A 12,719-nucleotide genomic window follows, 5' to 3' on the forward strand; every position below is an offset into this window, starting at 1 on the left:
TTCATCGTTTATGGGTGCAGAGGCAGACTGATGCAGAGCAGCATCCCGTCCCGTGGACGGAGCGTGGATGCCTCGTGCACGACCAACGGCGCGGCGCGCTGACGATAACGCGTCCATAACGTAATTGACGTGTAAACGGAATGTTAGGTTCCTCTCGATTCCGCATAGCGGAGTTTCAGATCGGTTTCGACACAGCGATGTGCGGAGCCCATACAACTGGATTTGGAGAGAGCCAAATGCATCACTCGTACACCCTGCTTTCGCTGGCAGTGGGCACCGCGCTGGCCGCTGCCTGGGCACCGGCCGCGCACGCACAGACCGACGGCGACAAGACACCGAAGAACCTCGACCGCATCCAGGTCACCGGCTCGGCCATCCGCAGCGTGGACATCGAAACCCAACAGCCGATCATCGCCATCACCCGTTCGATGATCGAGCACCAGGGCTTCACCACCATCGCCGACCTGCTGCAGAACCTGACCTCCACCGGCTCACCGGCCATCTCCCGCGCGCGTGCGCTGGCGTCCGGCGAGAACGTCGGCGGCTACTACGCCGACATCCGCAACCTCGGCGCCACACGCACGCTGGTACTGGTCAACGGCAAGCGATTGGGGGCAACCACCGGCGGCCTGCAGGACCTGAGCCAGATCCCGATGAGTGCGGTCGAGCGCATCGATGTCCTGAAGGACGGCGCCTCCGCACTGTACGGCTCCGATGCCATCGCCGGCGTGGTCAACATCATCACCCGCAAGGACTACGACGGCCTGGAAGTCTCCGTGCAGCACGGCCAGTTCAGCCAGGGCGACGGCAAGGACAGCACGTTCTCGCTGGTTACCGGCGCACGCGGCGAGCGCGGTGGCTACACGCTGGCCCTGGAGTACCAGAAGTCCGATCCCGTGTTCGCGCGCGACCGTTCATTCTCGAAGTATGGCGGTGCCGGCCCCGGCTATCCCGGCGCGGACTGGAGCAACATCAGCCAGAACGGTTCCTGGTGCGACCCCGCGCTCTACAAGTGCAACACCGGCGATGCCGTGTTCAAGACGCTCAACCGTGGCGGCAACCCGAAGAACCCCAGCGACTACCACCCGATCACCCCGGCCGAGTTCGCCAATGGCAACGATCAGATGCACCTGCAGACCGGCATCGAGCGCCGCTCGTTGTTCCTCAGTACCGACTATGCGCTGACCGACCAGATCAAGTTCAGCACCGACATCGGCTACAACGAGCGCATCACCGATCAGCAGATCGCAGGCTACCCGTACCAGTCCACCAAGTTCGGCACACCGCTGTCGTCCGGCAGCGTGTTCAACCCGGTCGGGCGCAACGTCGAGTTCAACCGCCGCCTGTGGGAGCTGCCGCGCACCACCGAAAGCAAGCTGAAGTCACTGCGCATCGCCCCCAGCCTGTCCGGCTATTTCGAGCTGGCGACCAAGGCCTACGACTGGGAAGTGGGCGCTCTGTTCAACCGCAATGAAGTCACAAAAACAGGCCGTGGCGACATGAGCCTGATCGCTTCCCGGCAGGCATTGGGGGCTTCCTACCTCGATGCCAACGGCGTGGCACGGTGTGGCACGGCGGCATCGCCGGTCTCCGGCTGCCTGGCCTGGAATCCTTTGCTGCCATTCGGTGTCGCGGGGGCAGGCTCTCTCTCCGACCCCGAATTGCAGCGCTTCTTGTTCCCCACCTTCACCGATACCGGCATCACCAAGACCCGCAGCTACTTCGCCAACATCTCCGGCCCGGTGATCGACCTGCCCGCCGGCGAGCTGTCGGTGGCGCTGGGCTACCAGTACCGCAAGGAAGAAGGGCGCTTCGTGCCCGACGCCTTCGCACAGTCGCGCCAGAGCACCGCGCTGGGCGCATCAACCACCGCCGGCGACTACAGCCTCAATGAATTCTTTGCCGAAGTGAACGTGCCGGTGCTGCGCGACCTGCCGTTCGCCAGGGAGCTGACCGTGAACCTGGCCACGCGCTATTCCGACTACAGCAACTTCGGCAGCACCACCAACTCCAAGGCGAGCTTTGCCTGGCGCCCGATCGAGGAGCTGATGATCCGCGGCACCTTCGCCGAGGGCTTCCGTGCACCGAGCATCTCCGACCTCTACGGTGGGCTGGGTACCAGCTTCCAGACCTACGTCGATCCCTGTGGCACGGGAGCCACCAACAGCGTCAACGGCAATGCGGCATGCAATGCGGCCGGCGTTCCGCTGGGCTACCAGCAGCTGAACCAGAGTCTCAAGCCCTGCGCCAGCTACCCGTGTGCCACCCCCGACGAGTTCACCACCGGCTCCAACCCGAAGCTGCGCCCGGAAGAGTCCAAGAGCAAGACGGTGGGTGTGGTCTGGAGCCCGCGCTGGGTCGACGGGCTGGACATCAACCTGGACTGGTACAGCTACAAGATCACCAACATGATCATCCAGGACAGCGTCGACCGCATCCTGCGTGACTGCTACGTGCTCGGCAATGCGCCGCGCTGCGGCAGCGTCAAGCGCGCGGGCGACGGTCATATCACCAGCATGTTCTATGGCCTGGCCAATCTCGGCGCCATGGAAACCGAAGGCTGGGACCTGGGCATCCGCTACCGGCTGCCGGAATTCTCGTTCGGCCGTTTCACCCTCGACCTCCAGAACAGCTACGTCTCCAGCTACGACGAGCAGAACCAGAACTCGGCCGGCGAAACGATCATGATGGGCCGCGTCGGCCAGCCGGGCATCTTCCGCCTGCGCTCCAATCTCGGCGTGAACTGGCAGCTGGGCAACTTCACTACCCAGTACACCCTGCGCTACTACTCCGGCATGGTGGAGAGCTGCGTGCCGAATCGCCCCTGCACCCTGCCCGACCGCTACGCCTATGGCGAACCGGATGCGCAGCGCAGGGTGGGTGGCAACGCCTTCCATGACATCCAGGTCAGCTACAAGCTGCCGTGGGACGGCACCGTGGCGCTGGGTTCGAACAACGTGTTCAACCACCAGGGACCGATCATGTTCTCCAAGCCGTCCAGCTCCTTCCCCTACTACGGAGGGTTCGATATCGGCCGCACCGTGTACGTGAAGTACTCGCAGCGCTTCTGACCTGAACGGGCCGTGCGCGTGGCCGGCGGAAGGGGAGTCCACCGGCCACGCTGCACACTTCCTCCACCCAATCTCCATCGTTCTTCGACGGAATCTCCAAGGTTTCCGGCAACACTGATGTCATGACGGCAAGGGAGCTGGACCGCATGGATGGCCACGCGCACCGATGCTGCATGCCCGTCTCCAGGTTCACCACTGCATGCAATGGTACGGCCCGGTGCGTCAATGCCGGTCAGACCGTTGCTAGGGAAGTACGAGATGACAACGGCAGTTCGCACCGGCCTGGCCGACCTGGTCGCTGACGCGCAGCGCTACCTGCGCAGGGTCCTGCCGGGGCTTGCCTCGGCGGTGCATCCGGTCACGGTGGCACACGCCATTCCGCGCGCGATGGCGTCGCGCTACCACATCGCCGAGCTGACCCTGTACGGTGAAACCCCTGCCATGCTCGCCGTGGCCCGCGAGCCGGGCGAGTCCAGCAGCCGCGTCATCCAGGACGTACGCAGCCTGCGCTCGGCAGCAAACGCATTGGTGCTGTATGTCTCGCCCTACCTCACCCCGACACAGCGACGCTTCCTGGTCGAGAACCACATCGACTTCGTGGTGCCGCACGCACAGCTGTTCGCACCGAGCCTGGCCATCGAGTTCCGCGACGCGCCCGACCACGAGAAGAAGGCGATCTCGCTGCTGCCTTCGGCGCAGGCCGTGCTGATCCACGTACTGTTGTCCGGGCAGCCGCGCTGGTGGTCGCCCCGCGAGATCAGTGCCACCGCAGGCTATACCTCGATGACCGCATCGCGGTTGTCCGCCGAGCTGGTCGGGCGCGGCCTGGCCGAACGCTCCACGGGCGGCCGCGAACGTTTCCTGCGCCTGGCAGGCGATCGCCGTGATGTCTGGGCCAGGGCGCAACCCTTCCTGCGCTCACCGGTACTGAAAGAAGTCGATGTCTGCTGGGACCTGGTAGGTACCCTGCTGGCCGATGCGCGCCAACCCGCGCCGCGTGCAGGTCGGGATGCACTGGACGCGGACGGATCGCCAGCGGTGGTGACCACCCGTGCACTGCATATCGATGCCTGGCGCGCGCTTGCTGCGCAGCCGGCGGTCGCCCCCGGTTGCGCGCAGCAGGTGCGGTTGCAGATATGGGCCTATCCACCGGCGTTCACCGGCGTCGGCGCGGTGATCGACCCGCTGTCGCTGTACCTCAGCCTGCAGGGCAAGCGCGGCCACGACAGCGATACCCTGGAATTGCGGATCGAACAGGCACTGGCGACCGCGCAGCACGCCTGATCGCCCATTTCAGCCTACGCCTGCGATTCCGCCGTGGCCTGCGTCGCGCGCTTGGCACTGAACTCAGCAAATACCACACCCGACACCGCCAGCAGGCCGCCACCCAGCACCCATCCGCTGAGTGACTCGCCCAGCAGCAGCACCGCCAGTGCGGCCGTCACGATCGGCACCAGGTTGAAGAAGCCCGAAACGCGCGCCGCACCCAACCGCGAAAGACCGGTCATCCAGGTCAGGGGTGCAAGGATCGACGCACATACGGCAGCGAAACCGATACAGCCCACAGCGGTCAGGTTGTTCACCCCGCTGCCGACCAGCAGCTGCAGTGGCAACAGGATCAGCGATGCGGCCGTGGCCTGCAGGAACAGTGACTCCAGCACCGACAGCGGAATCTTCCAGCGCTGCATGAGCACGTTGTAGGCGGCAAATGCCAACGCGCCGATCAGCATGATCGCATCACCGCGGTTCAGGCCGTGCACCGCCAGCCGCGCCAGGTCGCCCTGCGACACCACAGCCACCACACCGACCGTGGAGATCACCGCACCGACGATGGCGGCACCGCGCACCGGATGGCCCATGAAAAGACGTGACAGCGCCAGCGCGATCAACGGAATCAGCGCCTGGATCACGCCCATGTTGGTGGCCGAGGTGAAGTGCGCCGCATAGTACGCCAGGCACTGGTACATCACCCCGCCCAGGCAGCCCAGCACCAGGAAGCGCCCCAGATTGGCGCGCACGATCGGTAGATGGCCGCGCAGCCGTGGCCATGCGAAGGGCAGCAGGATGATCGCGGCCACCAGCCAGCGGAAGAAGCCGATGTCGATGGGACCGACCGAGCCGGAGGCCAGCTTGGTGACAATCGTGTTGGCGCCCCACAGCAGGCAGGCGAGGATCGGGAAGAGATAGTTCAAGACGGCAGGTGTACGCGGGGGAATGGCCAGCGTACGCTTGGCGCATATCAAGGACATCCCGAAAATGCGCCACTCCGACCCAGGCTTGCGGCAACCGTTGGAACCCATCCCCACCTTCCGCCAGCTGCCCGGCCCGATCTACTTCCGGCAGGGTGCGATGGAACCCACCGACTGGGGCACGCACAGCCATCCCTGGGGACAGTTCAACTTCGTTGCGCAGGGCGTGATGGAAATGAAGATCGAGGGCGAGTGGATGGTGTCCCCGCCGCACTATGCGCTCTGGATTCCGCCTGGCGTGGCCCACTACTCGCGCAACCGATCGGTGCTGGCCTATCGATCGGCTTACCTGTCGCCAGCGTTGTCGCGCCGCTTGCCCACGCGCTGCCGGGCGCTGGAGGTCACGCCCCTTCTGCGTGAACTGCTGCACGAACTGGCGCGCCAGGGCGTGACCGATCCGCAGACGCCTGGCCAACGGCGCATGGCCGCGGTGGTGATCGACCAGATCATCAACGCCGCCGTTCTGCCCAGCTTCCTGCCGATCGCCAGCAGTGATGCACTGAAGCAGGTGATGGCATACGTGGAGAAACACCTGTCCACGGCCGAATCCGTGGCCGAGATCGCGCAGCGGCATCACATGAGCGTGCGCAAGCTGGAGCGCATGGCGCGCAGTGAACTGGGCATGTCACTCGGCGACTGGCGTGGGCGGGTGAAGTTCGTGCGCGCCACCGAGGCGCTGTGCACACGCAAACCGATCAGCCGCATCGCCGAGGAGCTGGGCTATTCAGGCGTCAGCGCGTTTGCCGAAATGTTCAAGCGGCACGCGCAGTGCACACCCGACCAGTATCGGAAGCAACATCGGGCCGGGTAGAGGTGGCGTCAGTTGGCATCCTGCCTGGCAGCGGCCTTCTGGCGTGCATACCGAGGCGCCAGCGCCAACCGTTCGATGCCCAGCAGAATGCCCATGAACAGAAGCACTGCGGGTAGCCAGTAGAACAGGAACACCGCAATCTGAAAGTCCCAGGTGTTCACGTACTGATCGGGGTTCGGCGGACCCGCCAGGACAGCCTTCGCATTCACGTAGAACCACGATGAGGCCAGGATCACCGCGATCAGCAGTTGCGCCGAGGCCAGCATCCAGAAGGGTGGTAAACGGGAATGACCGCGCATGGCATCCTGCCGGGGAAGGAAGCTGGCAATTGTAGGCGTGACCTGCACACGGGCACAGACTCGAGTGTCGAATTCCCGCCCCGTTGTTCGTCGGAACAGGAAAAGCAGGCCCCTCTGCCTGCAGGAGCGCTCCAATGCCCCCGATCCTCACCGCCTTCGCTACTTCCCCCGACCGCGGCCAGGGCCTGGCCCGCGACATGCGCGTGCGCTGGGCACTGGAGGAACTGGCCGTAGCCTATGACGTGCAACTGCTCAGCTTCGCCGAGCTGAAGCAGCCCGCGCACCTGGCACGGAATCCGTTCGGGCAGATTCCCACCTGGCAGGAGGGCGACCGGACCCTGTTCGAATCCGGCGCCATCGTCCTGCATCTGGCTGAGCAGCATGCCGGCCTGCTGCCGCGCGACCCGGACGCCCGCATGCGCGCGATCATGTGGCTGTTCGCTGCACTGAGCACGGTAGAGCCCCCCATCGTCGAGCGCTCCATGGCCTGGGTGCTTGAGCGCGAGCAACCCTGGTATGGGCAGCGGCAGGTGATGCTCGATGAGCGGGTCCGGACGCGGCTGGCACAGCTGTCGACGTGGCTGGCCAGGGCGGAATGGCTGGACGGCGAGTTCAGCGTCGGCGACCTGATGATGGTCTCGGTACTGCTGCGCCTGAAGAGCAGCGGCCTGCTCGACGAGTACCCGCAGGTGGCCGCCTATGTGGCCCGGGCCACGCAGCGGCCCGCCTACCAGCGCGCCTTCGCCGCGCAGCTGGCGGTATTCCAGAACGCCTAGCGCTCCGCCCCGCGCGGGGTCTTCAGTGCCGCCTGCGCCGGCAGGCGGCCTGCACCAGCGTCAGCTGTGCCACCAGGATCAGCATCGCACAGCCCGACAACAGCCAGGGATCGATGTACCACTGATCGTTGAAACTGAAGTCGCCCGCCGATATGCGCTTCCAGCCGTTGAAGTGCTGCATCGCCGCGACCACGAACGCGAAGCCACCTGCGGTGTACGACAACCAGGGCACGATGAGACCGCCCGGGCGCGCGAACAGCGTCAGCAGACCCAGCACGCCGATGACCGTGCGCTGCACGCGGCAGTACGGGCAGACATAGGCCATTCCGCTCCATTCCACCGCCCAGGCCAGCACGCTGACCAGCACCGCAGCGCCTGCCGCGATGTAGAGGACTCTGGGCGAGACCATCATGCTGCCATCGTGTGCCATCCCGTGCTCCTTCGTTCAAAGACCCCGGCAGGGTAGCAGCGTGGCAGGCTCAATCCTTCTTGAAGACCGTACGCTTGCCGATCGGACTGCTCTTGCGCGCCGTGGGCCGGGCCAGGCCGGGAATCAGGAAGTCGGTGACCTTGTAGCCCTTCTGGACCTTGGAGGCCAGCCAGCGCGGCATGCGCCCACGGCCGGACCAGGTCAGTCGCTTGTACTCCGGATCACGGTATTTGGCGGCTACTTTCCCGGTTCTGCGCCGTGCCGGTTTCCGGCTGGGTGCGTCCGCTTCGATGGCCTCTCCACCGAACAGCTCTTCGAGGGTATACCCCGCTTCGGCCGCGGCGGCCTTCAACATCCGCCGCACCGCGCTGGCTGGACGGCGGTTGGAAATGAGCTGTTTCCGCTGTTCAGCGGCAACCACCAAGGCGCCCAGCTCCCGAAGGCTGAGCGATTCAATATCGATCGTCATGCTGGAAAGGTCTACTGCCGCGCGGCCCGTGTCAAGGCGGCTTGCCTCCGCGTAGACACGGGCTTCACCGCCGGTGGGCTCCGATCGCCTGCGTCGGCCATCCCCGAGGACATCCCTTTGAGCACTTCATCGCATTCGCTCGCCTACCTGCTTGCACGCATCCTGCTGATGGCGCTGTTCCTGGTCTCCGGGCTGGGCAAGCTCGGCGATCTCAGCGGCACCCAGGGCTACATGGAAGCGATGGGCGTGCCCGGCATCCTGCTGTGGCCGACCATCGCCTTCGAGATCGGCAGCGGCCTGTGCATCCTGCTTGGCTTTCAGACCCGGCTGGTGTCGATCGTGCTGGTGGGATTCAGCCTGGTCACCGCTTTCATCTTCCACCACAACCTCGCCGACCAGACCCAGCAGATCATGTTCCTGAAGAACCTGGGGCTGGCCGGTGGGTTCCTGCTGCTGGCCTGCACCGGGGCCGGGCGCTACAGCGTTGATGGCAGAGGGCGGCGCGGGTAAGCGTCGATCCGTGGTCGGCACGCGCTAGCGGCGAAGTTCGGCCTCTGGCGCCAGCGTGTGGATCACCTTGCCCTGCGCATCCAGAAACTCGATCGCACCATAGCCTTCCGCAGTGACGGTCAGCCGCAACCGCGTACGGTCGGCCTTGTCATTCAACGCAATGGCCGGCGTGCCGTCAGAGCCGACCACCAGGCCGATTCGGGTCGGTGCCTGCACGCCGGGAATCAGCTTGTTGCCCAGCGCAGGCTCGCGGATCAGCTTTGGCGCCTGGTTGATCGAAAAACTCACCGCCCCGTCCGGCGAGACCCGCCAGCCGATCGCATCCATCGCCGGATGATCCAGTGCCAGCACCGCCATTCCACCGTCGACATCGGCAGTACCGAAGCCACCGCGCTCGCTGCCCTTATCGTCATACAGCACCATGCCGGCCACGTTGAAGGCGCGCTTGTACTGCAGGCCATCGATGATCGGCGCCGGCGTCTTGCCGGACAGCGTCATGCGGATCACGCCCGTGTCATCGATGATGTCGATGCGCCGTGCAGTGATCCGCTCATGGTCCGGTGTCTGCACGCGCGTCTGCGGTGCCTTGTCGACAATCAGGCGTTTCAAGGTTTCAACAGACGGGCGCTTGGGTGATTCGCCAGCGTCGGACGCGAATGCCGGAACGCATTGCAATGCAACCAGAAGGAAGAACGTACAAGTACTGTGCATCATGCGGTCTCCTGTCGGGATCGGAATCAACATCTGCACGCCCAGCATACCTGTGGTCGACGCCCCCCCTCGCGGTGACACGGGCGTGCTGGCGATGGATCGACACCATGCCGTCAACCACGCCCCCCCGCGGTCTGTATTCACTCCTGCGCACGCCGCCGGATACGGAAATGATCCCGGCAAGCGGACGGGGACATGCTGATAACGCCCTGGAACGCCGTGCGGAAGGCGCTCAGTCCTCGTATCCCAACTCTCACTCGGGCGGCGTTGGATTGCTTGTCCCACTGCGACGTGAGCCTTCCCATCTCTGGAACCAGCTCAGTCCCTACGCGGCCTCAACGTACGGTGCTACTGCAACGGCCAGCACGTCGATTCCCCGCATTGAGCCGGCGATGTCGTCTGGCCCGCTCTTCTTGAAGCGCGACCAATCCGCCCTCGCCAGCTTCCCCACCAGCAGTTGATCTGCGGGCAGCCGATGCATCGCCCAATAGGGGAACTGTCGCGAAGACACACGACCTCGCGCCAGCTCAACGATGCCGGTGTGACTCGTCGACTGCATCACACGCTCGTAGACACTCGCAACGCCGTCTTCAGGCCCTTCGAAGTACTGCACGAATCGATCTCCGTCGTGCAGCAGGACACCGGTAACCCCGGCCATCCTGTTGAACCTGGCGGCATCTGCTACCAACGACTCCAAACGTTCCGCGGAGAGATCCGCGGCAACCTGACTTGCGTAAACAACAGCCCGAAGGGGCATGGCTTCTGCCTTGAAGGATGTGCCGGGACGGCACCTATTCATACCCTAGCACCGGGAACAAGTCCGCACCGCCACTCGAATTCTTAATTCTTCAGAATTCGATCAAACCACCTTTGTCCCAGATGGCCCTCAAAACAGCATGATGGGCGCCCTACGGATTCAGGGGCTTCGTTCATCTTCATGCGTGACATCGGACAGTTCTACGTAATCAGCGTCGAGGGAGTGACGCGGGCGGACGGCACCCTGCTGCAGGTCACCCGGATCGATTGCTCCTGCATCAAGTGTTCCTGGCAATTCAGGGCCATTCCCAACCATGGCCTGGTCGATCTCGACGGTGCGGCGGCCCTCAGCTGCCCCACCTGCGGCAATCACCAGTCAGTCAGCCGCGCACGGCTTGAAGAGCTCAACCGACGCAACGACGAATAGCCTGCACTTCAACCATCCATCAACGCGGCACCGACACGACCGATACCTGGTTGGCTCTATCGTTCGTCAACAGGCACCATCCCGGCATTCCCATGAGTCATACCGGCATTTTTCAGATCACCGATCTCACCTACACACCTGGAGAGCAGGGCACGCTGGCCCGCGCACTGCAGATCGTCGCCACCTGCACTGCGTGCGGATCCACGAGCATCTGGGGCGAGCATGAGATGGAACACGTTGCCGGTGGAACCGTGCTCTCATGCCGCACCTGTGGTGTCCGCCAGGCCATCAGCAACGCGCGCCTTTCGATCTGCCCATCGGACATCCGCCATCCGCGCCGCTGAAGGACACCGGGCTCGTACTGCGTAGCGAACCGGCAGAAGCAGACGTTCACTCGGCTTTTACAATGCATCGCCACTCCAGGCCAGGAAGCCCCGGACGCATCTACCTGCATCCAACGGCCGCGCCAGCGCGTATGTAGGATGCCCGCGCCTTGCGGGCCTCCCATAGAGGAACGCGCCGTGAAAGCTCTTCAGCGGATAGCCGCCACCGTAAGCTTCGCCGTACTCGTTTCAGCCACTTCAGCCAGCTTCGCCGCCAACACCGTGATGGTCGGCGGAGCGGAGATGTATCCCACCAGGACCATCGTCCAGAACGCCATCAACTCCAAGGACCACACGACCCTGGTTGCGGCAGTCAAGGCCGCAGGCCTGGTCGATACACTCAATGGAGCCGGCCCCTTCACCGTTTTCGCGCCCACCAATGCGGCCTTCAACAAGCTGCCTGCCGGCACGGTCGATACGCTGGTGAAGCCTGAAAACAAGGCACAACTGACCAAGATCCTGACCTACCACGTAGTGCCGGGCAACTACAGTTCCGCGCAGCTGATGGCCGATGCCAGGAAGCACGGCGGCAAGGCCATGCTGAAGACCGTTGAAGGTGAATCGCTCACCGTCGCTCTGCACGATGGCAAGCTGTGGGTCATCGATGCCAAGGGCGGCAAGGCGGGCATCAGCATTGCCGATGTCGGCCAGTCCAATGGCGTGATCCACGTGATCGACACCGTGTTGATGCCGAAGTAGCTGCACGCAGCAGGACGTCCACATGAGCGGCAGTCGCGTAGCGGCTGCCGCTGTCGCCCTCCTTGAACCAGAATCGCGGCTGCGGGGCAGATGACACGCCATCACATCGCTCCTGAAGCGCCCGGCAGCCTTGATATCCCTCATCCACCAGAAGCAGACCCTGGATTCCAGGTGACTACCTGGACGTCGTAGATCTCGCATTCGGTTTGGTCCATGGGCTCCCAATGGTCGCTCGCCAACTCAAAGAAGGCATCCGGCACATCCATGGAAAACGTTGGGCCTTTCTCCCGATTGCGCTGGCGGACGCGATCACGACGAACGTCACGTGGGGCATCCAGGAGATACACGGCCAGATCGTAGCCCGCCTCCCTGACCTGCGCGTAGAAGCTCTCGCGGCTGGCTCTCTCCACCAGGCCCAGCTCGAGTACAACGTCGCGACCCGTATCGAGCACTTCGCAGGCTGTGATCCATATCTGCGCCATGCAACGCGCCTTCCTTGCGGCATACCATTCCATCAGGTTGGCGGCGGGACGGTCCGGGCTGTACAGCCGTACGAACCACGCGTCCAGAATGAATCCTGCCGCCGTGTGCAGACTTCGCAGCTCGGCAACAAACGTGGATTTGCCCGCACCGACGGGCCCTTCGACCAGGTGAATCGTTGCCATAGTGATTGAGCCATTCCTCATGGCGTTATCGACGATCATGTTCGACTACACCACTGGCAGCCACGCGCTTCTGCGCCACGTGAATTCTGCCGGCGGCACAAAAAAGGCACTGAGACCGAAGCCCAAGTGCCTTCCATTTTCTGGTCGCACCAGGATTGGAACCTGGAACCGAAGCATTTTGAGGATTCTACAGGGCCTCCACGCGTCACCACAGACGTTCCGGCTGTAAACCAAGCGGCTGATTTTCCCAGGCCGCGCGACCATCTTCGCTCATCATTGTCTACCTCTTTCCGCTGACAGAAGGCCGCCGAGCGATCGCCAATGGGCGCAATGAAGGGAATGCTCAGAGAGAACGGACTAGCCACCTTGCCGATCGTCAAATGGGCCTCGGATCCAGCGTCGCATGGTGTGGGCTGCCCGGATGTGCGGAAGCTCGCCGGCGGTGGGCTGAAGTTCCGCTACA

At 64.0% G+C, this 12,719-nt stretch carries 15 protein-coding genes; 8 read left to right on the plus strand and 7 right to left on the minus strand.

Annotated features, from left to right (window positions below):
* Positions 1-236 precede the first annotated feature (236 nt).
* Together DFO63_RS09490 and DFO63_RS09495 are read left to right on the plus strand one after the other, a co-directional pair.
* Complete coding sequence (locus tag DFO63_RS09490) at positions 237-3,071, plus strand: TonB-dependent receptor (protein WP_119006810.1); 2,835 nt, start codon at positions 237-239, stop codon at positions 3,069-3,071.
* 258 nt (positions 3,072-3,329) lie between these two features.
* Positions 3,330-4,355 (plus strand): hypothetical protein, encoded by a 1,026-nt coding sequence (locus DFO63_RS09495; protein WP_101766136.1) that lies wholly within the window; start codon positions 3,330-3,332, stop codon positions 4,353-4,355.
* A gap of 14 nt (positions 4,356-4,369) precedes the next feature.
* Here the strand turns inward: DFO63_RS09495 and DFO63_RS09500 are convergent, their stop codons facing one another.
* Complete coding sequence (locus DFO63_RS09500; RefSeq protein WP_182474400.1) at positions 4,370-5,320, minus strand: DMT family transporter; 951 nt, start codon at positions 5,318-5,320, stop codon at positions 4,370-4,372.
* A gap of 7 nt (positions 5,321-5,327) precedes the next feature.
* Here DFO63_RS09500 and DFO63_RS09505 point away from each other — a divergent pair, with 7 nt between their 5' ends.
* Positions 5,328-6,131: a helix-turn-helix transcriptional regulator gene (locus tag DFO63_RS09505; protein WP_101766451.1), complete on the plus strand. Its 804-nt coding sequence runs from the start codon at positions 5,328-5,330 to the stop codon at positions 6,129-6,131.
* A gap of 8 nt (positions 6,132-6,139) precedes the next feature.
* On the opposite strand, the gene DFO63_RS09510 is transcribed toward DFO63_RS09505, so the two are convergent.
* A complete protein-coding gene (locus tag DFO63_RS09510) occupies positions 6,140-6,430 on the minus strand; it encodes a hypothetical protein (protein ID WP_049443296.1) in 291 nt (96 codons plus the stop codon).
* A gap of 134 nt (positions 6,431-6,564) precedes the next feature.
* On the opposite strand from DFO63_RS09510, the gene DFO63_RS09515 reads away from it, so the two are divergent.
* Positions 6,565-7,206: a glutathione S-transferase family protein gene (locus tag DFO63_RS09515; protein ID WP_049443295.1), complete on the plus strand. Its 642-nt coding sequence runs from the start codon at positions 6,565-6,567 to the stop codon at positions 7,204-7,206.
* Positions 7,207-7,228: 22 nt separating this feature from the next.
* Here the strand turns inward: DFO63_RS09515 and DFO63_RS09520 are convergent, their stop codons facing one another.
* Positions 7,229-7,636 carry a hypothetical protein gene (locus DFO63_RS09520; RefSeq protein ID WP_049443294.1) on the minus strand — a complete coding sequence of 136 codons (408 nt, stop codon included), beginning with the start codon at positions 7,634-7,636 and terminating at the stop codon, positions 7,229-7,231.
* Between the two features lie 49 nt (positions 7,637-7,685).
* Positions 7,686-8,105 (minus strand): H-NS histone family protein, encoded by a 420-nt coding sequence (locus DFO63_RS09525; RefSeq protein WP_030002870.1) that lies wholly within the window; start codon positions 8,103-8,105, stop codon positions 7,686-7,688.
* Positions 8,106-8,222: 117 nt separating this feature from the next.
* On the opposite strand from DFO63_RS09525, the gene DFO63_RS09530 reads away from it, so the two are divergent.
* The gene (locus tag DFO63_RS09530) at positions 8,223-8,615 is read left to right on the plus strand and encodes a DoxX family protein (protein ID WP_030002869.1); all 393 of its coding nucleotides are present in this window, start codon (positions 8,223-8,225) and stop codon (positions 8,613-8,615) included.
* A 24-nt stretch (positions 8,616-8,639) separates the two neighbouring features.
* Here DFO63_RS09530 and DFO63_RS09535 read toward each other — a convergent pair whose 3' ends face one another.
* Together DFO63_RS09535 and DFO63_RS09540 are read right to left on the minus strand one after the other, a co-directional pair.
* Positions 8,640-9,224, minus strand: coding sequence for a hypothetical protein (locus tag DFO63_RS09535; RefSeq protein WP_236251792.1), 585 nt, complete (start codon positions 9,222-9,224; stop codon positions 8,640-8,642).
* 427 nt (positions 9,225-9,651) lie between these two features.
* Positions 9,652-10,083 (minus strand): BLUF domain-containing protein, encoded by a 432-nt coding sequence (locus DFO63_RS09540; protein WP_030002867.1) that lies wholly within the window; start codon positions 10,081-10,083, stop codon positions 9,652-9,654.
* A gap of 180 nt (positions 10,084-10,263) precedes the next feature.
* Here DFO63_RS09540 and DFO63_RS09545 point away from each other — a divergent pair, with 180 nt between their 5' ends.
* From DFO63_RS09545 to DFO63_RS09555, 3 genes are all read left to right on the plus strand, one after another.
* A complete protein-coding gene (locus tag DFO63_RS09545) occupies positions 10,264-10,509 on the plus strand; it encodes a hypothetical protein (protein WP_030002866.1) in 246 nt (81 codons plus the stop codon).
* 92 nt (positions 10,510-10,601) lie between these two features.
* The gene (locus DFO63_RS09550; RefSeq protein ID WP_030002865.1) at positions 10,602-10,853 is read left to right on the plus strand and encodes a hypothetical protein; all 252 of its coding nucleotides are present in this window, start codon (positions 10,602-10,604) and stop codon (positions 10,851-10,853) included.
* Between the two features lie 264 nt (positions 10,854-11,117).
* The gene (locus DFO63_RS09555; RefSeq protein ID WP_233490881.1) at positions 11,118-11,591 is read left to right on the plus strand and encodes a fasciclin domain-containing protein; all 474 of its coding nucleotides are present in this window, start codon (positions 11,118-11,120) and stop codon (positions 11,589-11,591) included.
* Between the two features lie 140 nt (positions 11,592-11,731).
* Here DFO63_RS09555 and DFO63_RS09560 read toward each other — a convergent pair whose 3' ends face one another.
* Positions 11,732-12,295 (minus strand): AAA family ATPase, encoded by a 564-nt coding sequence (locus DFO63_RS09560; protein WP_233490802.1) that lies wholly within the window; start codon positions 12,293-12,295, stop codon positions 11,732-11,734.
* Positions 12,296-12,719: the final 424 nt, after the last annotated feature.

Origin of the sequence: Stenotrophomonas sp. AG209 (genome assembly GCF_003550055.1) — a bacterium.
In the GTDB taxonomy this organism is placed as follows: Bacteria; Pseudomonadota; Gammaproteobacteria; order Xanthomonadales; family Xanthomonadaceae; genus Stenotrophomonas.